We start from the raw sequence: 18,533 nt of genomic DNA, 5'->3' as shown, positions 1-18,533 counted from the left end.
CCGCGCTCAGCCCCGGCCGCCCCAGGGCGCCGCCGCCCCCGGAGCGGAGGCGGAGGCACCGCGGCCCTCCGGCGCGGCGGGGGCGGAGGCGCGCGCACCCGTACTGCCGAAGGCGAGGCCCTGGCCCGTCAGGCCGACCCGGATGCCCGACCCGTCCACCGCGACCCGGCGCAGCCGGAGGTCGCCCGCGGATCTCGGCAGTTCGAAGGAGAGCGAGAAGCGGTCGGCGAGCTGCGGCGGACGCAGCTTCAGCAGCGCGCCGATCAGACCCGGGTCGATGCCGGCCTTCTCCAGGAGCCAGGGGTGCTCGGCCACCAGGTCCACCAGGTTGACCTCGGTGAGCTTCTTGAGGACCAGCGGCGAGCCGGTCAGCCGCCGCAGCTCCGCCTCGTCCCGCAGCGCGCGCTCGATCGACGCACGCGGGACGCCCAGGCGCTCGGCGATCGCGGGCACCGCGAACAGCGCCTTGAGGTCGGCCGCCTCACTGGCGATCCGCCGGGCGGCCTCCGGGTGCAGGCGCAACCCGGACGTGGCCGGGTCCTCGCCGGGGCGGTAGGTGAACAGCCCTGGTACGTCCAGGCGCATGTCCTCGACCGTCGTGGCCACCGCCCGGTCCCCGTCGCGCCGGACGTGCGCCTCCGCCCGCAGGCTCACCTCGCGGCCCGCCACCGGAAGAGTGCCGTGCACGTGGATGCCGTCGCCGCCCGCGCTGCTGAACCGCACATGGGAGGCGCCCAGTTCACGGTTCAGGTCGTCGAAGGAGAGCAGGACGTCCCCCTCCATGCGGTCCACGACCGCCCCCTCCACCGAGGACGGGAGGTCGCCCACGACACGGATGTCGGAGGCGGTCGCGTGCACCTCGGCCAGCGACACCCGGTCCGCCGCGACGTCGGGGACGGTGACGTTCACCGTACGGATCCGCTTGTCCAGCACCTGGGTGACGAACGGGAACCCCGCGATGTCGACCTGGGGCCGGGCCGCCAGCCGCAGCGACCGCTGGATCTGCTCCTCGGCCTTCTCCTCGGCGTACGCCACCGCCAGCCGGTCACCGGCCACGAACAGCACCGCGCCGACCACGGCGGTGGCGGCGAGCTTCACCACGACCGGAACGGCGGCGAACCGGCTCCTGCCCCGGTGGTCGGGCGGCGACCAGTCCTCGTCCGTGTCGTCGTCCGAAGGGATGCCCAGGCGCGTCGGCCGCCGGCGGGAGGGCGGCTCGACGGATCCGAAGTCCGGCTCCGGGTCCGCCAGTTCGGCCAGCTCGTCGTACGGGTTGTGCCGATGCGTCGCTATGCGTGTGGGGGGTCGCATCGACTCATCCCATCACGCGACCCACGGGGGCACGCAAGTCCGTTCGGGCCGTGGCGACGAGACATGCGCCACGTACGCCTCACCGCCAACACCCCCGCACCACCTGCCCGGATCCCCGCGCGCTCCCCTTCCCGCGCGTACGAAACGCAGCCGGCACCCCACGCCCCGCCGCCCGGCCGTCAGCCCAGCTCGGCCAGCAACGCCCGCTCCCGCGCGGCGCTCAGCCCCGCCCGGCGCTCCCGGTCCAGGCCCTGCTCCCGCTCCCAGCGCAGGGTGTCGGCCAGCATCTCCGCACGCGGCCGGTGCCGCAGCCCCGCCGCCCGCGCCGCCGCCCCGCTCCGGGCGGACCAGCCCTCCCAGCCCGGCTCCGCCATCCACAGGGGCAGCGACTCGGCGCCCATGAACTGCGCCACGCCCCGGGCGCACAGCCACTCCGAGGAGGCGGCGACCACCGGGCCGGTGTGCCCGCCCACGGCGCGGCTCATCCGCAGCCAGTCCCCGAACTCCACCACCGGGCCCACCGCGTCGTACGTCCCCACCCGCCCCGCCTCCGCCATGTCCAGCAGCCACGACGCCAGGTCCCGCACGTCGACCACCTGGGTCGGCGCCCCGGGCGTCGCCGGAACCAGCATCGCGCCCCGCGGATCGCGCGCCGCCCGGGCCACCCAGTACCCCGACCGTCCCGAGCCGTCGCCGGGGCCGCCGATGAGACCGGCCCGCGCGATCACCAGCCGGTCGCCCACCACCCCGGCCGACGCCTCCTCGCAGGCGACCTTCGCCTCCCCGTACGACGATCTGTCGGCCTCCTCCTCGGCCGTCGACACCAGCAGCGGAGCCGACTCGCCGGCCCCGAGCGCGGCATGGGAGGCGTACGCGCTGACCGACGACACATACGTCCAGTGCGCCGCCCGGTCACCGAGCGCGCGCAGCGCCCTCCGGACGAAGCCCGGCTGCCACGACACCTCGAACACCGCGTCCCACGCGCGGTCGCACACCGCGTCGTACGCGCCGGGCTCCCGCCGGTCCGCGGCCACCAGCCGCGCCCCGTCCGCCACCGCACCGCTCTCGCCCCGGGCCAGGCACGTCACCCGGTGGCCGCGCGCGACCGCCTGCCGCGACAACTCCCGCCCCAGCCAGGCCGTTCCGCCCAGTACCAATGTCTCCATGCGGCCATTGCACCACCCCGTCCGCCGCCCGCCCGCGCCGCTTCGCCGACAGCAGACGGGCCGGAACACCGCTCCGTCCGGTCACACCGGACGGGACACCCGCAACTCCGCCACCAGCTCGTCGTCCTCGCGCTCCCCGGTGGGCACGAAGCCCAGCCGCTCGTACAGGCCCGCCGCCACCGTGTTGTCCGGGTGGTACGACAGGCAGATCCGGGTGCAGTCCGGGCGCCGCGACAGCTCCCGCACCAGCGCGCGGACCGCCGGCGCGGCCACGCCCCTGCCCTGCTCGGCCGCGTCGACGACCATGCCGCCGATCCAGTAGGCCCCGCCCTCGTCGTCGTACGCCCACATCACATGGCCCACGACCCGGTCGTCCGCCGTGATGCCCAGCGACGTCCACACACCCCCGCGCAGCGAGAGCAGCAGATAGCGCGCGGCGAGCGCCGCGACGAAGGCGCGCTGGTCGTCCCGGGGGGCCACATCGGCCACGGCCCGCCAGTTGTCGTCGTCGATCGGGACCAGGCCGACGGCCCGCCCGCTCCGGTCATGTGTTTCCTCGTTCACCCGGACACCTTCGCCGATCCCGGCCGGGCGGCGCAACGCCGTTGTGACGCATCCTGGTGGTACCAACACCAGGCTCACCGCACTCTCCCGTCCCCACCCGCCCCGTCCGCCAAGGTGAGGGCATGAACCGACGCACCGTCCTGATCACCGGCGCGACCCAGGGCCTGGGCCGTGGCATCGCCCTCGTCCTCGCCCGGCGCGGGCACCACCTCCTCCTGCACGGCCGCGACCGCGCCCGCCTCGACGCCGTGGCCGCCGAGGCGGCCCGGTGCGCCCCGGACGACCCCACCGGCAGCGCCGCCCCCGGCGGCGACCCGCGCCCCGCCGTCCGCACCTACCTGGCCGATCTCTCCGACCTCGACCAGGTGCACGACCTCGCCGCCCGCGTCCGCGCCGCCGAACCCCGGCTCGACGGCCTGGTGAACAACGCCGTCGCGGGCGGCGGCGCCGAGCCGCTGCGCAGGGAGGTCAGCCGCCAGGGCCACGAGCTGCGCTTCGCGGTCAACCACCTCGCGCCCTACGCCCTCACCCGCGACCTGCTGCCCCTCCTCACCGCGTCTGCCCCCGCCCGGGTGGTGAACGTCGCCTCGATGGGGCAGGAGGCGGTCGACTTCGACGACGTGATGATGGAGCGGGACTACGAGGGCCTGCGGGCGTACTGCCGCAGCAAGCTGGCGATGATCATGGCGACCTTCGAGCTGGCCGCCGAACTGAAGGACACCGGCGTCACCGTCAACACCCTCCACCCCGCCCACCTGATGGACACCGAGGGCGTGCGCGCCTACGGCCTCACGCCCGCGGTGGGCGTGAACGAGGGGGTCCGCCCCACCGTGCGGCTGCTGCTCGACCCCGGACTCGACGGCACCACGGGCCGCTACTTCGACCGGTTCACCGACGCCCGCGCCCATGCCCAGGCGTACGACCCGGAGGCCCGCCGGCGCCTGATGGCGCTGACCCACCGCCTCCTCGCCGCCCCGGACCGGCCGGGGGACTGAACCGGGCGCGCGTACGGGCGCCTCAGCCGTACGTCCGGTGGCACAGGCGCACGATCGACGGGTCCGCCACCCCGTGCGACGCACGGCACAGGTCCCGCATGGTGACCGACCGGCGGGGGAGCGGACGCCGCGCGGCGGGCGCCGGGCGCGCCGTACGCGGCCGTTCCGTACGGCGCGGGGCCGGCCGTCCGGCGGGCCGCTCCACGCGCGCGTGCGTCCGCCCGGAGGAGCCGTCCGCCCGTGGCGCCCGGTGCGGACGGGTGCCGGGTGGCGGGACGTGCCGCGGCCGGCCGGCCGCCGCTCCGGCGCCCCCGCCTCCGGCCCGGGCGGGCGAGGGCCCGGTGTGCGCGAGTTCCTCACGGGGCGGCGCGGGGCGCGGCGCGGGGGCCGGCTCCCCGACGGGGGTGGGGAGCCGGCCGCCGGCCGGGGAGGGGCTCGGCGGCCGGACCGGGGCGGCGCCGCCCGGGACGGTGGTGCACGCGGAGGTCGTCAGCAGGACGGCGGCGAGCAGGACGGGCGGGAGGATCCGGCGAAGGCGCATGGCCACACCGTGCCGTGCGCGCGGCGGGCCGCGCCCGGGACGCGCTCTCCGACCACCGTGACGGGTGACGTCAGGGGTGCCGGCGGTGACCCGCGCCCGGGCGCGGGGCGCCGAGGAAGCGGAGCAGCGAGTCCCGCACCGCGCCGACGAAACCGTCGCGGACCTCGTCGCCGACCCGGTCCAGCGACAAGTACGGGTTCAGGTCCTCCAGTTCGACCAGCAGGAGGTCACCGTCCGCCGTACGGCAGGCGTCCACCCGCTGGATGCCGTGGTCCAGGGTGTTCCACTCGACGAACCGCCGGGCGAAGGCGAGGTCGGCGGGCGCCGGCGCGTACGGTTCGAGCACCCAGCGCCGGTCCGGGTCCGGCGCGTACAGGGCGTACTGGAAGGCGTCGTCCACGTAGAAGAACGACACCTCGTGGCGGAAGTCGACACGCGGCTGGACCAGCAGCCCGCCGGGGGAGGGGGCGCCCTGGAGGAGGCCGGGCAGCTCGTCGCCGGTCACGAAGCGCAGCCCTATGGAGTCCGCCCCGGCCTTCGGCTTGACGGCGTACCGCTCGGCACGGGGCAGCCGCTCCAGGTCCTCGGCCCGGTCGACCGTGGGCACCACGGGGAACCCGGCCGCCGTCAGGTCCAGCAGGTACTGCTTGCCCGCCATGTCGGCCCGGCCGGTCAGCGGGTTGTACACCCGGGTGCCCAGGGCCGCCGCCCGCTCGCGGAAGGCGCCGTACGCCTCCCGGTAATGGATCACCGGGCCGCTGTTGCGGACGACGACGGCGTCGAACCGGTCCATCAGGGCGGCGGCGTCGAGCGGGTGGCACAGGGCGAGGTCGAAGTCCGCGCGCAGCCGGGAGGACAGGAAGACGTCCTCGTCGCCGTAGCGCCGCCCCCGGGCCGGGTACGCCAGGTCGGTCACGTACAGCAGGGCGGGACGGGCGGTCATGGTGCGGCTCCTCGGTCGCGCGGGGGACCGGGGCATCGTCCCAGCCGGTGGCCGCACGGCCCCGGCCGGGGGTGCCCGGCGCACGGGCAGCCGGGGACGCTCACGCCACGGCGTAGTCGCCGAGGGCGGGTTCGAGCAGGGCGAAGGCGCGGTCCGCCTCGGCGGAGACGGTACGGGCGATCTCGTCGCCCGGCGCCCCCGCGAGGGTCAGCTCCTGGACGCGGTCGAACAGGACCCGGGTCGCCGCCGCGAGGAGCGCCGCCGCGGTGCGCGCGGTGATGTCGCCGGGCGGGGCGCCGGTGGCGTCGGCGAGGGCGTCCGCCAGCGCGGCCTCGCGCCGGTCGTGCAGGGCCCGCAGCCGGGCGGACAGGGTCGGGCTCTCGTGGACCATGCGGGCGAAGTCGGGGCCCGCGAACCCGGCGACGGGGTTGCGGGCGGCGGCGTCCGCCGCGAACGCCTCGCGCAGGGCGGCGAGCGCGGACTGCCCGGGCGCCCGGCCGGCCACGGCCGCGGCGAGGCTCCCCGCGAACGCGTCCTGGTGGTCCAGGGCCATGTCCTCCTTGCGCGGGAAGTAGTTGGTCACCGTCTTCTTCGCCACGCGGGCGGCGGTGGCGATCTCGGCGATCGTCGTCGCCTCGAAGCCCTGGGCGATGAAGAGGCGGGTCGCCCGGTCGGAGATCAGCTGCCGGGTCTCGCGCTTCTTGGTCTCGCGCAGACCTGTCGGTTCGTCGCTCATGACTGAACCTTACCCTCGTGGCAACTTTATGCCGAGACCCCCGGGGAGGAGCGGACCTGCCGGGGGTGCGCCCAGCCCGCCCGCATATGATCCTTTCGTACTCGGGCGTCACGGTGCCCCACGCGCGCGTGGGGGCCGAAGAGGCGGGCAGTGGAGGGGAGTTCGGGGATGACACATCCGGCGCGGGTCGAGGCGCGGGTCCTGGTGGTCGGCGGCGGCCCGGTCGGGATGATGCTCGCCGCCGAACTGGCCGCCCGGGGAACCGCCGTCGCGGTCGTCGAGCACCGCACGACCACCTCCGAGCGGCCCAAGGCCACCACCCTGCACGCCCGCACGGTCCAGACCCTGGCCCGGCGCGGCCTCCTCCCCGGCGCCGCCCACGGTGCGGACGGCCACGGCCCCGGCGCCGCCCCCGGGCCGGGCGGCATGCCCTTCCACTTCGCCGGCATCACCGGACTCACCCTTACCGCCCCGCCCGGCGAACCCGTCCCCATCCTGAAGATGCCCCAGGCCGGCCTGGAACGGTTCCTGGAGGCCCGAGCCCGGGCCGCCGGAGCGCGCGTCCTGCGCGGCCTGGAGCTGACCGGCCTCGTCACCGAAGCCGACGGGGTACGCGCCGAGGCGTCCGGCCCGGAGGGCACCACGGTCCTCCGCGCCCGGTACGCGGTCGGGGCGGACGGCGCCCGCAGCACCGTCCGGCGGCTGGCCGGGATCGAGTCGGACACCTGGCCGGCGACCGTGACCGCCCTCATGGGACAGGTCCGCACCGAACGGGCGGGGGCCCTCGCGCCGGGCTGGCACCGCACCCCGCGCGGCTGGCTCGTCGCCAAGGACGGGCCCGACGGCACCACGCACCTCCGCACGCTCGCGTGCGACGGCCCCGTCTCGGGCGCCCCCGCCGACCGGGGCCGGCCGCCCACCGTGGAGGAGATCGGCCGGGAGGCGTCGTACATCGCCGGCTACGACATCGCCCTGACCGACGCCCGGTGGCTCAGCAGGTTCAGCGACTTCACCCGGCTCGCCCGCACCTACCGCTCCGGTCCGGTGTTCCTCGCCGGCGACGCGGCGCACGTGCACTTCCCGGTCGGCGGCCAGGGGCTGAGCACCGGACTGCTCGACGCGGCCAACCTCGGCTGGAAACTGGCCCTCGCCGCCGCCGGGGACGCGGGCGACCCGCTGCTCGACACCTACGACGCCGAGCGCCGCCCCGCCGCCCGCCGCGTCATCGACAACACCCGCGCCCAGGTCGCCCTGATGCGCCCGGACCCGTCCCTCGACCCGCTCCGGGACCTCTTCACCGACCTGTTCGCCTCCGGGCGGGGCGACGACTGCTTCGGGCCGATGATCAGCGCCCAGGAGACCGTGCTGCCCGACATGTCCCCGTCGTCCTGCGAGGGCACCTTCCTCGGCAACGTCCCGCTCGACACGGAGGACGGCCCCACGGACGTGATCCGGCTGCTGCGGGAGGGCCGACCGCTGCTGCTGGTGGCGGGCGACGAGGGCATGCGCCACACCGGCCCGGCCCGTCCGTACGCCGGGCGGCTGCGCGTGGTCCGCTGCGAGCCCGCGCCGGGACTGCCGGGCGAGGCGCTGCTCGTGCGCCCCGACGGGTACATCGGCTGGGCGGCCGGCGGCGGAAAGCTCGGCGACGTCCTGGACCGGTACTTCGGACGCGGTACGGGACCGGCGGGCGAGCCGCGCTAAGCGAGCGCCGGAGGGCTCGCGGGGCCCGTGGCGCCGGTCGCGCGCCGGTGGGCCCGGGGCGCGTCAGGCGACGGGCTGACGGTCCAGCAGGCCGGGGGAGAGGGCCGTCTCGGGAGAGGCGTCCAGCTCCGCGAGGACCAGGGCCCCCCTCGTACGGGAGAGGTCGATCGACGCCAGCACGGAGGACAGGACCACCGTCGGGAGGACGTGGCGCAGCAGCGCGCACACCCGGTCGGGCAGGTCCTGGTAGTCGCTGACGGCCTGCGACATCGCCTGGACCCCGGCGAAGCTGCCCACCAGCACCTCGCCGGTCTCGGTGGGGATGACATGGGGGAGCAGCTCGCCCCGGTCGCGCGCGTCGTGCAGCAGCTTGTCCATCACCTGGCCCCAGCGCAAAAACGGCCCCGACCGGTCGAGGTCGTGCGCCTGCTGGTCCAGCGACAGCCGCACCCCGGCCCGCACCATGGGGTCGGTCTGGAGGCGGTGGGCGTGCAGCATGACCACGTCCACCAGCTCCTGCGTCCGGCACGCCCGGCGGGGCACCACCATCCGCTGGTCCTGCTCGGCGAGTACGCCCTGCGCCAGGTCGTCCTTGGACTCGAAGTGGAAGTACAGGGCGCCCTTGGTGACCCCGGCGGTGCCGAGGATCTCGGAGATCGTGGCCGCCTGGTACCCCCGCTGTTCGAACACCTTCGCCGCCGCGGCCAGAATCGTCTGACGCGTACGGATGGCTCGGTCCTGCTTCGCCACTCTCGCCTCCTCCACCGGCTCTTCGGACGGAGTGTCCGCCCCCGTAAACAAACCGCTGGGTCTGTATCTTACAGGCCCTCACTCGCCGGAGGGCCTGAATGGTTTCCCACGGCAACCGGAGTGGCCGGAAAGGAACCCACGGAACACCGGGCCGTTCACCCGGTATCACCCGTTGTGCACCTGCCCCCGGCGGGTGCGGGCATGCGGCATTGTGCCTCGCGGGCGCCGCCCGGGCCACGCCCTCAGACTGGCCGGGAGGCCGTCACCGTCGAGGTGAAGACCGGTTCGCCGTCCTGCCGGCCCGTCACCAGGACCGCCGTGCCGCCCGTTCCCTGCCCGGGAAGCGGAGCGGCCTCGATCAGGCAGGGCGCGTCGAACTCGGCGTACCGCGTGAAAGCGCTGGTGATGGCGAGCGGCAGCATGCCGGACGCCCCGGTCACCGCGACCGCCGCCTGCCGGGCCGCCTCGATCAGGACCATGCCGGGGATGTGGTCGACCGGGTGGTCGAAGAGCACATGGTGGCGCCTGTCCGCCCGCAGCTGCCACCGGCGTTCCTCACCGGTGGGGGAGAGGACCACGTCCATCGGGGAGGTGCGGCCGACGCTCTGCGGCGAGACGGGCGCGGTGAGCGGGAGGGGCGGGCGGGTCTCCTCGCCGCGGCCCGCCCGGAGCCGCCGGTAGACGGCCGGGGAGGTGCAGTCGTACGAGGCGCTCCCGGTGACGGCGACCTGGCCGTCCCGCCTGATCACCGCCGCGTAGCGCAGCCCCGCGAGCGCCCGGCCCCGTCGCTTGACCTCGGTGCAGGTGACGTCGATCTCCAGGGCCGCGGGCGTCTCACCGACCTCGATGGCCCGTGGTTCCACGGCGAATTCCAGGTCCCACATCAGGAAATGGTGGCCGAACGGAACCCCGAATTCCGCATGGGCGAGCAGCGAACCGATCTGACGGATCGTTTCCGCCGCGAGCAGCGGGTCGTGATGGCGGCCGATGGGGCCGAAGAAGCTGTGCCCGCGGGGCCATTGCGCGGTCACGTCGAAGTGGGTGTCGTCCCGGCGGCGCCAGTCGGTCAGCATGACCTCGGCGACGGCGGCCCGGTGCACGAACTCCTTGGGCACCGTGGTCGTCAGGGACGGAAAGCGGAAGGCGGGCGGCAAGGGAGTCGGCGCGGTCTCCCGGTCATGGTCACCCATGGGTGCGGTGCTCCGAAGGTCCTCGGTTCGGAACGTGCTCGTAGTCATGATTCCCCCCAAGACGCTCGCGGTGTACGACGGGCGAGAGAGCGCTTTGCTCGTTCTTGAAGATACAGACCAACCGGTTTAGTTTCTACCCAACCTTTGGCCATTGGCGTGCACAGTGAGCCTATTGTGCAGGGCGTTGCACGTTTTCCGCGGGGTGTCCGGGCGTCGACTATTGCCGTGAACCGACGTTTCATGGCCGAAACCTGACGCATGGTGAGCCGGCCCAGTGGGGCTGCGGAGCATTCCGTACCGGAACCCCGGTGTTCGAACACCGGGGGCGCGCCGAGGCGGGTTCGGTCACCGCCGTGGTCGTCCACGGGACCGCACTGACCCGTCATGGGCCGGGGCCGGGCCGCCCGGCCGGACGCGCCCTCGCGGGCCGCCGGGCCGGGGGGGAGTGTGTTGGTGAGGAGGGCTCCGAGCGGAGGCCGACCTGCCGTGTACAGCCGCGTCACCGTGCCTGGGCCGAGCTCCCAGCAGCAGCGTCCGGCCATGAACCGGCGCCCTCCTCCCGGCAAGCATTGCACAATGCAAAGGAGGGCGCCAGGGTCCCGGCACCGCCCTACTTGGGCGTCACCGCCGCCTCCACTTCCCGCAGCGTCGCGGAGTCGACGAGCCCCGTGTCCTCCAGCACCTCCATGTGGTCCAGGACCGTCTGGTTCGCCTGGCGCGCGTGCCGGCGGATGAGGTCGTTGCCGGTCGCGGCCCGTACCTCCGCGATCGTCGCGAAGATCTTCCCGTGCGACGCCCGCAGCAGGTTCGCGAACAGCCGGTCGAACTCCGCGCCCCGCGCGTTCTCCAACTGGCGGACGAAACCCTGCTGTTCCTCGGTGGCCTCGTTCGGCAGAGGGACGCCGAGGATTTTGGCGTCCTCACGGACCAGCTGGTCGAGCTTGCTGTGCCCGTCCAGCAGGTGCAGCCCCGCGCGTTTGACCGCCTCACTGGACGCGTGCGTCTGGGCGAGCCGTCCCGCCGGGATCTCCCACAGGCCCGCCTGGCGGACCGCGACGAGGAAGGTCTTGTCGACCTCCGTCACCGGCTGCGGCCCCGAGGCCGCCGCCTCTCCCTCCCCGCCCGCCGCCGGATCGTCGGCGGCGCCGTAGCCGGTGGACCCGAGGCCCGCGGAGTGCGCACCGCCGTGCTCGGCGGTCCCGGCCGTCCGGGCGGAGGCCGTCTCCCCGCCGCCCAGCCGCACCGCGGCCAGGACGGCGAGCGCCGCGGCGCAGGCGGCGAGAGCGATCAGGGCCGTACGGAGCCGGGCCCGCGGCGGCGCGTGGTGTCGGATCGAGCGCATGTGTGTGTCCTCCCAAATCGGCACAAGCGGCGGACGGCTTGCCGCCGTGACGTGGTCACGGCGTTCCTGTCGTCACGTCGTCATGTCTTCGGGGAGCTGTTGTGGCGGCTGGCACGGCACGCGACAGGAGGTACGCGCCCGGCGGCCGTCGTGTTCACCGGTCCGCCGCCGGGGATCCCGTACGCGGTAGAAAGGACGTATGACCAGCGAATCAGGGGCGCCGGCCGGGCAGGACGACGTCGATGCCGTGACCCGGGCCGTCCTGACGGCCTCACGGCTGCTGGTCGCCATCTCCGCGCGGTCCCTGGCGGCCGTCGAGGAGCGCGTCACCCTGCCGCAGTTCCGGCTGCTGGTCGTGCTCTCCACCCAGGGCCCGGCCAAGCTCGTGGCCCTCGCCGACCGGCTCGGGGTCAATCCGTCCACGGCCATGCGCATGATCGACCGGCTGATCGCCGCCGGTCTCGTCGACCGCCGGGTCAATCCGGAGAGCAGGCGGGAGACCATACTGCGGCTCACGCCCGAGGGTCGGGCCCTGGTCGACCAGGTCACCGCGGAGCGGCGGGGCGAGATCGCCGCGGTGGTGGAGCGCCTCGCCCCCGCCCGGCGGAGGGCCCTGGTGGAGGCGCTGACGGCGTTCAACGAGGCGGGCGGTGAGCCCGGTGTGCCGGACGCCGGAGCGGAGGTGCACCCGCTCGGCTGGACGGACGCCGCCGACCGGTAGCGCGGCCGTCGCCGCCCGGCGCGCGTGTGCCGTGGGGCCGCGGGGCCCGGTGGGGCGCCCGGGGCGCGGGCGCGCGCACCGGGACGGCCGGCCGCCGGGCCTCGAGGCATACGGGCGGGCAGGGCGGGCAAGCGGCTGGCACCCGGATCGTGAGGAGTACGAAATGATCATCGGTGTCGTCGTGGCCATCTGCGTCGTCCTGGCCGTTCTGGCCTTTCTCGTCCCCCGCCTGTCCCATCACCCCCAGCGCGGCACCCAGCGGTCGCTGGGTCTCGGCGCGCGGGCGGGCGGCAAGGCCCCCGGCCCCCTGGGGCGGCTGCTCAGCAAGCCGTTCCACAGCAGCTCCCGCGCCGTCGGGCGCAGCGGCTCCGCCGGCCGGCGCGCCCGTCGCCGGATGCCGTTCTGACGCGCGGCGCCCGGTACCACGCCCGGCGGCGTACCCGGCCGCGCGTCACGCCCGGCGGCGTACTCCGCCGTCCCGCGACCGGCGGTGTGTCCGCGCCCGGCGGTGTACGCGCCCGGTGGCGCACCCCCGTCGAACCGCGCCCGCCCGTCGCCCCCGACCCGCCCGATCCGGTTACCGGGCGGGCGCCGGGAGGCGGCGGGCGAAGTGCCGTATCGCGTGGGTGAACGCCTCCGGTTCGTCGAAGTTCGCCAGATGCCGGGCCCGGGGAATCAGCTCGATACGGGCCCCGGGATTCGCGTGCGCGAAGTCCCTCTCACCGGACCGGAAGACACCGTCCTTCTCCCCGTTCAGGAGGAGCACCGGCACCCGCACCGGACGCAGGGAGTCCGCGTCGAAGCGGCCCAGCACCTCGCCCCAGGCGGCCGGCAACGCATGGAAGGCGTACCCGGCCCGGATGGTGGGCTCCACCACCTCCGGCGCGTAGAGGCGGCGCAGCATCCGGTCGTTCCACCCGGCCAGCCGGCCGGCGGGCAGACGCGCCACCAGCCCGGCGGCCCAGCGGTAGGGAACCGCCCACCTCCCGCGCGTGGAGGCGCTCGCCCCCGCCAGCACCAGCCCGCGCACCGCCTCCGGCCGCCGCCGGGCGAACTCCAGCGAGGCATAACCGCCCAGCGAATGCCCCACGACCAGCGCCGGTCCCGCTCCGAGCGCGTCCACCGCTCCGGCGATGACCTCCGTCGCCGCCGCCAGGCTCCACGGCTCGGCCGACCGGGCTCCGTGCCCCGGCAGATCGACGGCCGCCACCGGGAACTCCCCGCGCAGCGCCGCGAGCTGAGGACTCCACTGCGCCGCGCTGAACCGTGTCCCGTGCACCAGGACGATGGGCGGTGCCCCCGTCGTGCGCATGACCGCTCCCCTTTCCCCGTTCTCCCCGCTTCCCCGTTCAGTGGTTCATTCTTCCGGACACCACTGACACCGGCCGCCGCCTCCCTCTGTCCCTCGTGGGGCACCGACGACCGCGAAATACGGATGACCCGCCCCCGGGGAGACCGGCATCATGCCCCGGTGCCCACCGGCACGAGACAGGAGCCGGACGGGTGCGCCGGCGAGCACGACCGGAGGACCGGCATGACCACGAACGAGCCGCGGCGGGCGAGGGACGACGAGGGCGTGCGGCGCCGGCTGGACAAGGCCGTCCGCACCGGGCGGCTCGTCCGCCTCCACCGGTCGATCCCCGACGCGGAACGCCTCGAAGGGTTCGTCGTCGGCACCGGCCCCGCCTGGACCCTGCTCGCCGTCTGCTCCGACATCCGGCTCGACGGATGGGCGGCCGTCCGCACGCCCGACATCACCAAGGTGCGCCGCCGCGGCGACGAGACCAGCCTCACCGTCCGTGCGCTGCGCCGGAGCGGTCAGTGGCCGGTCCGCATGCCGGACCCCGCCGTCGAGCTGGACGACCTGCCCGCCCTCGTACGCAGCGCGGGCGAGGGCTTCGGCCTCGTCGCCGTCCACGCCGAGCACCGCGACCCGGACTGCTGCTGGATCGGCGCGCCGGTGCGGCTGCGGCGGGCCTCGCTGCGGCTGCGCGAGGTGGACCCCGACGCGCGCTGGAGCGACGAGCCCACGACCTTCCGGTTCCGCGACATCACGCGCGTGGACTTCGGCGACCACTACGCGCGCGTGCTGCGCGAATTCGCGGGCACGCCCGCCTGAGACGCCGACCGCGCCGCCGTGCCCGTACGGACGGACCCCTGCGGAGGGCCCCTGCGGAGGACCCCTACGAGGGATTGGCCCGGAGGGCGCGAGGGGTGACACGATGAGCACCATGGACGTGACGAGCAGGAACAATGTGGTGGTCACCGGACGGCCGGACGGCCCCGTGGTGATGCTGGCCCATGGCTTCGGATGCGACCAGAACCTGTGGCGGCTGGTCGTGCCCGCCCTCGCGGACCGCTTCCGCGTGGTCCTGTTCGACTACGTCGGATCCGGGTCGTCCGACCTGTCCGCGTGGACCCCGGAGCGGTACGGCTCGCTGGACGGCTACGCCCAGGACGTCCTGGACATCTGCCAGGAGCTGGACCTGACCGGGGTGACCTTCGTCGGGCACTCGGTGAGCGCCATGACGGGCGTCCTGGCCGCCGCGCGGGAACCGGACCGGTTCGCCAAGCTGGTCCTCCTGGTCCCCTCGCCCCGCTACATCGACGACGGCGACTACAAGGGCGGCTTCAGCGCCGAGGACATCGACGAGCTGCTGGAGTCCCTGGAGTCCAACTACCTCGGCTGGTCCGCCCAGATGGCGCCCGTGATCATGGGGAACGCCGACCGGCCCGAGCTGGGGGAGGAGCTGACCAACGCCTTCTGCCGGACCGACCCGGACATCGCCCGGGTGTTCGCCCGCGCCACCTTCCTGTCCGACAGCCGCGACGACCTCCCCGGGGTCACCGTCCCCACCCTCGTCGTGGAGTGCGCCGAGGACGTCATCGCCCCCCGGGCCGTGGGCGCGTACGTCCACGCGGCCATCCCCGGCAGCAGCCTGGTGACCCTCGACGCCACCGGCCACTGCCCGCAGCTCAGCGCACCCGAAGCCACCGCACAAGTGATCGCCGATTTCGCGGCCCGTGCATGATGTGCCGCACGGAGCAGGATCCTCCGCCCGACGGGCACGCCCGGCCCGCATCCCCCGGCGACCGGACACCCATGGGCGGCCCGGCGTCCGACGCGGCGTTCAGCGCGCTGCTGGAGGACGACGTGGACGACCTGTACGAGAACGCCCCCTGCGGCTACCTCTCCACCCTGCTCGACGGCACCATAGCCAAGGCGAACGACACCCTGCTGGGGTGGCTCGGCCGCACCCGCGAGGAAGTCATCGGCCACCTGCACTTCGCCGACCTGCTCACCGTCGGCGGCAAGCTCTACCACGAGACCCACTTCGCCCCCCTGCTGCGCATGCAGGGCGAGGTCAACGGCATCGCCTTCGAGCTGAAGGCCACCGACGGGACCCGGCTCCCCGTACTGGTGTCGTCCCGGACGAAGACCGGCGGCGACGGACAGCCGCTGCTCATCCGCACCACGGTCGTCGACGCCCGGGACCGCCGGGCGTACGAGACCGAACTGCTGCGCCGCCGCAGGGAGGCCGAAGCGGCACAGCAGGAGGCGGAACGGTCCCGCCGGGAGGCGGAGGCGGCGCGGCAGGAGGCCGAGCGCGACAAGGACCGGCTGAAGAGCGTCCTGGCCGTGCTCCAGCGCAGCCTGGTGCCGCCCTCGCTGCCGCAGCCCGACGGCATGGAGGCCGCCGCCTACTACCACACGGCCTCGCCGGACCAGCTCGGCGGCGACTTCTACGACCTGTTCCCGCTGGGCGACGGACGCTGGTGCTTCTTCCTCGGCGACGTGTGCGGCAAGGGGCCCGAGGCGGCGGCGGTGACCTCCCTCACCCGCTACACGCTGCGGGCGGCCGCCGTGAACGACCCCGATCCCGTCACCGTGCTGTCCACCCTCAACACCGTGCTGCACCAGCACTACCAGGGCAGCGACCCGCGCTACTGCACCGCCGTCTTCGGCACCGTCACCCCCCGGCCCGCCGGGGCCGGCGTGCACCTCGCGAGCGGCGGCCACCCCCCGGCCGTCGTGATGCGCGCCGACGGCACCAGCGACTACGTCCGCACCCCGGGCGGCCTCCTCGTGGGGATCATCCCCCACGCCCCCTTCACGGACGCCACCCTGGACCTCGCCCCCGGCGACACCCTCGTCCTCTACACCGACGGGCTGACCGAGGCCCGCATCGGCCCCGAGGGCAGCCGCTACGGCGACGAAGCGCTGCTCGCGTACGCCTCCGGCCTCGCCCCCGCCACCGCCGACAAGGCGGTGAGCGCGCTGACCACCCTGCTGGAGAGCTTCGGCGAGGGTTTGGACGACGACACCGCCGTCCTGGCCCTCGGCGTCCCCGCCCCGACCGACCTCGCCGAAGAACCGACGTGACCGACCTGACCACACGCACCCGGACCACCCCGGCGGGCCCCGTCGTCGAGATCCACGGCGACCTCGACCACCACACCGCCGGCCACCTGCGCGCAGCCCTCCGCGAGGTCCCCCTCGCCCCCGGGCAGCTGCTCGTGCTCGACCTGCGCGGCCTCACCTTCTGCGACTCCAGCGGCATCTCCGTCCTCATCGCCGCCCACCGGCAGGCCGGCGCGGCACAGGCCCGGATGGCGCTGGAGCACGTACCCGAGGCGGTCACCCGCACGCTGGGCATCGTCGGCCTCGACCAGCTTTTCGACATCCGCCCCGCCCTCCCGCCAGCCGGTGAGGTCTGACCGGCGGGCGCTCACGCGCGCGTCCGCCCGGGGCGGGCGATCCTTCCTATGATCGACACACCGGTACGCGTCCGCGTCCGGTGTACGTTCCCGCGCACGACCCGAGGAGTCGAACAGCCGTGACCGAGCAGCGAGTCGTCCTCATCACCGGCGGCGGGACCGGGATCGGAGCCGCCACCGCGCGGCTGCTCCGCGAGCAGGGCCACCACGTCGTCGTCTCCGGACGCCGGGCCGAGCCCCTCCACCGCGTCGCCCAGGAGACCGGGGCGCTGGCCCACCCGGCCGACGCCGGTGACCCCGAGGCCGTCCAGGGCCTCGTGGACGCGGCCGTGTCCGCGTACGGGCGGCTCGACGGGCTCGTGCTCAACGCGGGCGTCGGCCGCGGCGGCGCGGTCGGCGACCTGACGACCGAGGACTGGGACACCGTGATGCGCACCAACCTCCACGGCCCCTTCCTGCTCCTGCGCGCGGCGATCCCGCACCTGCTGGCCGCCCGGGGCGCGGTCGTCGCCGTCGCCTCCGTGTCCGCCCTGCGCAACGGCGTCGCCAACGCCGCCTACGCCACCTCCAAGGCGGGCCTCCTCCAGCTGTGCCGCTCGGTGGCCGTCGACTACGGGCCGCACGGCGTCCGCGCCAACACCGTGTGCCCCAGCTGGGTGCGCACCGACATGGCCGACCGGCGCATGGCCCGCTTCGCCGGCGAGGCGGCCCTCGGCGACCTCGACCACCACACCGCCGGCCAAGTCGACCGCGCCTACGAGGAGGCGACCCGGCTCGTACCGGCCCGCCGCCCCGGCGAACCCCACGAGGTCGCCGAGGCCATCGCCTGGCTGCTGTCCCCCGCGGCGTCGTTCGTCAACGGCGCCACCCTCACCGTCGACGGCGGCGTCACGGCCGTGGACCCGGGCACCGTCGCCTTCGACTTCGGGATCACGCCCCGCACCCCCTGACCCCCTGACGCCCCCTCAGGCGTCCGCCCGGCGATCCGCGCGCCGGTGGGACAGCAGCGACAGCGGCACCGCCGCCAGCCAGCTGCACATCGCCGCCCTCGGGGAGTACCAGGCGATCCCCACCGACGCCAGGAACACCAGCGCCTGCACCGGCCACGTCAGCGGACGCGCCCCCTCCGGCGCCAGCCGCCGGACGACATGGCGCTCCTGCGCGTACACCAGGAGCGCCGCCAGCCCGATGACCACCCCGTACAGCGCCGGGCCCAGGGGCCGGTCCGCATAACCCTCCAGCACCCGGGTGGGGAACGGGATCAGCGAGATCAGCGCCAGGAACCCCACGTTCAGCCAGAACAGCCGGGCGTCGAGCCACTCCACGCCCCGCAGCGCCGTGTGATGCGCCCGCCAGAACATGGCGATCACCACCGCGCTCAGCAGGAAGGCGCCGATCTGCGACCACACGTCGTCCAGCGCGTCCCGCAGCTGGCGCCCTTCGAGCCCGTCGGGCAGCTCGACGTCCAGGACGAGCAGCGTCATGGCGATGGCGACGACCCCGTCGGTCAGGGCCAGCATCCTGTGCTTCGGCATCCGTTCGCCCAAGCCGTCGCCCGCGCCCGAGCTGTCGCCCTCGCCCGGTCCCGCCGTCCGCCCGTGCCCCTGGTCCATTGACCTGTAGTAGCACTCCGGCATCGCCGCGCAGGGCCTCCGCGGGCCCCAGGTGTGTCGTCGCCTCCCGGACTCAGGGTTAACCCTGGTGCGCTCCGGCGCCCGCCCCTCTACTGTTGGCGGCACGGGGGGCAGGACACGGGGGAACGGGGGAAACGGGGGACCTTGTCCTGAACACGGTGGCCGGCCTCCGCCGACGATGTCGTGCGGAGGCCGGCCGCGGACCCCGGCCGGACGG

The 18,533-nt window shown here is 74.9% G+C and carries 20 protein-coding genes; 9 read left to right on the top strand and 11 right to left on the bottom strand.

Going from position 1 to position 18,533, the window contains the following annotated elements; all coding sequences use genetic code 11:
* Nucleotides 1-6: 6 nt before the first annotated feature.
* The 3 genes from ACF08D_RS16610 to ACF08D_RS16600 form a co-directional block, all read right to left on the bottom strand.
* Nucleotides 7-1,311: a DUF2993 domain-containing protein gene (locus ACF08D_RS16610; protein ID WP_392223335.1), complete on the bottom strand. Its 1,305-nt coding sequence runs from the start codon at nucleotides 1,309-1,311 to the stop codon at nucleotides 7-9.
* Between the two features lie 179 nt (nucleotides 1,312-1,490).
* A complete protein-coding gene (locus ACF08D_RS16605; RefSeq protein ID WP_392223334.1) occupies nucleotides 1,491-2,477 on the bottom strand; it encodes an NAD-dependent epimerase/dehydratase family protein in 987 nt (328 codons plus the stop codon).
* 81 nt (nucleotides 2,478-2,558) lie between these two features.
* Nucleotides 2,559-3,041 (bottom strand): GNAT family N-acetyltransferase, encoded by a 483-nt coding sequence (locus tag ACF08D_RS16600; protein ID WP_392223333.1) that lies wholly within the window; start codon nucleotides 3,039-3,041, stop codon nucleotides 2,559-2,561.
* 122 nt (nucleotides 3,042-3,163) lie between these two features.
* Between ACF08D_RS16600 and ACF08D_RS16595 the strand changes: the two genes are divergently transcribed.
* A complete protein-coding gene (locus tag ACF08D_RS16595) occupies nucleotides 3,164-4,036 on the top strand; it encodes an SDR family NAD(P)-dependent oxidoreductase (protein WP_392223332.1) in 873 nt (290 codons plus the stop codon).
* A 22-nt stretch (nucleotides 4,037-4,058) separates the two neighbouring features.
* Here the strand turns inward: ACF08D_RS16595 and ACF08D_RS16590 are convergent, their stop codons facing one another.
* The 3 genes from ACF08D_RS16590 to ACF08D_RS16580 form a co-directional block, all read right to left on the bottom strand.
* Entirely contained in the window at nucleotides 4,059-4,577 is a 519-nt protein-coding gene (locus ACF08D_RS16590; protein ID WP_392223331.1) for a hypothetical protein, read from the bottom strand.
* 70 nt (nucleotides 4,578-4,647) lie between these two features.
* Complete coding sequence (locus tag ACF08D_RS16585) at nucleotides 4,648-5,520, bottom strand: hypothetical protein (protein WP_392223330.1); 873 nt, start codon at nucleotides 5,518-5,520, stop codon at nucleotides 4,648-4,650.
* A gap of 100 nt (nucleotides 5,521-5,620) precedes the next feature.
* A complete protein-coding gene (locus tag ACF08D_RS16580) occupies nucleotides 5,621-6,256 on the bottom strand; it encodes a TetR/AcrR family transcriptional regulator (RefSeq protein WP_392223329.1) in 636 nt (211 codons plus the stop codon).
* A 168-nt stretch (nucleotides 6,257-6,424) separates the two neighbouring features.
* Between ACF08D_RS16580 and ACF08D_RS16575 the strand changes: the two genes are divergently transcribed.
* Nucleotides 6,425-7,960, top strand: a complete 1,536-nt coding sequence (locus tag ACF08D_RS16575) for an FAD-dependent monooxygenase (RefSeq protein WP_392223328.1) — start codon at nucleotides 6,425-6,427, stop codon at nucleotides 7,958-7,960.
* Between the two features lie 63 nt (nucleotides 7,961-8,023).
* Here the strand turns inward: ACF08D_RS16575 and ACF08D_RS16570 are convergent, their stop codons facing one another.
* From ACF08D_RS16570 to ACF08D_RS16560, 3 genes are all read right to left on the bottom strand, one after another.
* Nucleotides 8,024-8,710 carry a ScbR family autoregulator-binding transcription factor gene (locus tag ACF08D_RS16570; protein WP_392223327.1) on the bottom strand — a complete coding sequence of 229 codons (687 nt, stop codon included), beginning with the start codon at nucleotides 8,708-8,710 and terminating at the stop codon, nucleotides 8,024-8,026.
* Between the two features lie 242 nt (nucleotides 8,711-8,952).
* Nucleotides 8,953-9,900, bottom strand: coding sequence for a ScbA/BarX family gamma-butyrolactone biosynthesis protein (locus ACF08D_RS16565; RefSeq protein ID WP_392223326.1), 948 nt, complete (start codon nucleotides 9,898-9,900; stop codon nucleotides 8,953-8,955).
* A 610-nt stretch (nucleotides 9,901-10,510) separates the two neighbouring features.
* A complete protein-coding gene (locus ACF08D_RS16560; protein WP_392223325.1) occupies nucleotides 10,511-11,242 on the bottom strand; it encodes a DUF4142 domain-containing protein in 732 nt (243 codons plus the stop codon).
* 199 nt (nucleotides 11,243-11,441) lie between these two features.
* Here ACF08D_RS16560 and ACF08D_RS16555 point away from each other — a divergent pair, with 199 nt between their 5' ends.
* Entirely contained in the window at nucleotides 11,442-11,963 is a 522-nt protein-coding gene (locus tag ACF08D_RS16555) for a MarR family winged helix-turn-helix transcriptional regulator (RefSeq protein WP_392223324.1), read from the top strand.
* 163 nt (nucleotides 11,964-12,126) lie between these two features.
* Nucleotides 12,127-12,369: a DUF6411 family protein gene (locus ACF08D_RS16550; protein ID WP_392223323.1), complete on the top strand. Its 243-nt coding sequence runs from the start codon at nucleotides 12,127-12,129 to the stop codon at nucleotides 12,367-12,369.
* A gap of 171 nt (nucleotides 12,370-12,540) precedes the next feature.
* Here ACF08D_RS16550 and ACF08D_RS16545 read toward each other — a convergent pair whose 3' ends face one another.
* A complete protein-coding gene (locus tag ACF08D_RS16545) occupies nucleotides 12,541-13,275 on the bottom strand; it encodes an alpha/beta fold hydrolase (RefSeq protein WP_392223322.1) in 735 nt (244 codons plus the stop codon).
* A gap of 222 nt (nucleotides 13,276-13,497) precedes the next feature.
* Between ACF08D_RS16545 and ACF08D_RS16540 the strand changes: the two genes are divergently transcribed.
* From ACF08D_RS16540 to ACF08D_RS16520, 5 genes are all read left to right on the top strand, one after another.
* A complete protein-coding gene (locus ACF08D_RS16540; RefSeq protein ID WP_392223321.1) occupies nucleotides 13,498-14,082 on the top strand; it encodes a hypothetical protein in 585 nt (194 codons plus the stop codon).
* Nucleotides 14,083-14,194: 112 nt separating this feature from the next.
* Nucleotides 14,195-14,995 carry an alpha/beta fold hydrolase gene (locus tag ACF08D_RS16535; protein WP_392224078.1) on the top strand — a complete coding sequence of 267 codons (801 nt, stop codon included), beginning with the start codon at nucleotides 14,195-14,197 and terminating at the stop codon, nucleotides 14,993-14,995.
* Nucleotides 14,992-16,347 carry a SpoIIE family protein phosphatase gene (locus tag ACF08D_RS16530; protein ID WP_392223320.1) on the top strand — a complete coding sequence of 452 codons (1,356 nt, stop codon included), beginning with the start codon at nucleotides 14,992-14,994 and terminating at the stop codon, nucleotides 16,345-16,347. Before ACF08D_RS16535 ends, ACF08D_RS16530 begins: the two co-directional genes overlap by 4 nt.
* On the top strand, nucleotides 16,344-16,682 hold the full coding sequence (locus ACF08D_RS16525) for an STAS domain-containing protein (protein ID WP_392223319.1): 339 nt from the start codon (nucleotides 16,344-16,346) through the stop codon (nucleotides 16,680-16,682). Before ACF08D_RS16530 ends, ACF08D_RS16525 begins: the two co-directional genes overlap by 4 nt.
* Nucleotides 16,683-16,801: 119 nt before the next feature.
* Nucleotides 16,802-17,632: an SDR family NAD(P)-dependent oxidoreductase gene (locus ACF08D_RS16520; protein WP_392223318.1), complete on the top strand. Its 831-nt coding sequence runs from the start codon at nucleotides 16,802-16,804 to the stop codon at nucleotides 17,630-17,632.
* Nucleotides 17,633-17,647: 15 nt separating this feature from the next.
* Here ACF08D_RS16520 and ACF08D_RS16515 read toward each other — a convergent pair whose 3' ends face one another.
* On the bottom strand, nucleotides 17,648-18,295 hold the full coding sequence (locus ACF08D_RS16515; protein WP_392223317.1) for a TMEM175 family protein: 648 nt from the start codon (nucleotides 18,293-18,295) through the stop codon (nucleotides 17,648-17,650).
* Between the last annotated feature and the right edge of the window lie 238 nt (nucleotides 18,296-18,533).

This window comes from Streptomyces sp. NPDC015131, assembly GCF_043079975.1.
GTDB lineage: Bacteria > Actinomycetota > Actinomycetes > Streptomycetales > Streptomycetaceae > Streptomyces.
The sequence above is the reverse complement of the archived record's forward strand: the minus strand, read 5'-3'. Positions and strand labels throughout refer to the sequence as shown.

Coding starts and splice junctions, on each gene's coding strand:
- ACF08D_RS16610 (WP_392223335.1), bottom strand. CDS start 1,311: ATGCGACCCCCCACACGCATAGCGACGCATCGGCACAACCCGTACGAC.
- ACF08D_RS16605 (WP_392223334.1), bottom strand. CDS start 2,477: ATGGAGACATTGGTACTGGGCGGAACGGCCTGGCTGGGGCGGGAGTTG.
- ACF08D_RS16595 (WP_392223332.1), top strand. CDS start 3,164: ATGAACCGACGCACCGTCCTGATCACCGGCGCGACCCAGGGCCTGGGC.
- ACF08D_RS16590 (WP_392223331.1), bottom strand. CDS start 4,577: ATGCGCCTTCGCCGGATCCTCCCGCCCGTCCTGCTCGCCGCCGTCCTG.
- ACF08D_RS16585 (WP_392223330.1), bottom strand. CDS start 5,520: ATGACCGCCCGTCCCGCCCTGCTGTACGTGACCGACCTGGCGTACCCG.
- ACF08D_RS16580 (WP_392223329.1), bottom strand. CDS start 6,256: ATGAGCGACGAACCGACAGGTCTGCGCGAGACCAAGAAGCGCGAGACC.
- ACF08D_RS16575 (WP_392223328.1), top strand. CDS start 6,425: ATGACACATCCGGCGCGGGTCGAGGCGCGGGTCCTGGTGGTCGGCGGC.
- ACF08D_RS16565 (WP_392223326.1), bottom strand. CDS start 9,900: ATGGGTGACCATGACCGGGAGACCGCGCCGACTCCCTTGCCGCCCGCC.
- ACF08D_RS16560 (WP_392223325.1), bottom strand. CDS start 11,242: ATGCGCTCGATCCGACACCACGCGCCGCCGCGGGCCCGGCTCCGTACG.
- ACF08D_RS16555 (WP_392223324.1), top strand. CDS start 11,442: ATGACCAGCGAATCAGGGGCGCCGGCCGGGCAGGACGACGTCGATGCC.
- ACF08D_RS16550 (WP_392223323.1), top strand. CDS start 12,127: ATGATCATCGGTGTCGTCGTGGCCATCTGCGTCGTCCTGGCCGTTCTG.
- ACF08D_RS16545 (WP_392223322.1), bottom strand. CDS start 13,275: ATGCGCACGACGGGGGCACCGCCCATCGTCCTGGTGCACGGGACACGG.
- ACF08D_RS16540 (WP_392223321.1), top strand. CDS start 13,498: ATGACCACGAACGAGCCGCGGCGGGCGAGGGACGACGAGGGCGTGCGG.
- ACF08D_RS16535 (WP_392224078.1), top strand. CDS start 14,195: ATGGACGTGACGAGCAGGAACAATGTGGTGGTCACCGGACGGCCGGAC.
- ACF08D_RS16530 (WP_392223320.1), top strand. CDS start 14,992: ATGATGTGCCGCACGGAGCAGGATCCTCCGCCCGACGGGCACGCCCGG.
- ACF08D_RS16515 (WP_392223317.1), bottom strand. CDS start 18,295: ATGGACCAGGGGCACGGGCGGACGGCGGGACCGGGCGAGGGCGACAGC.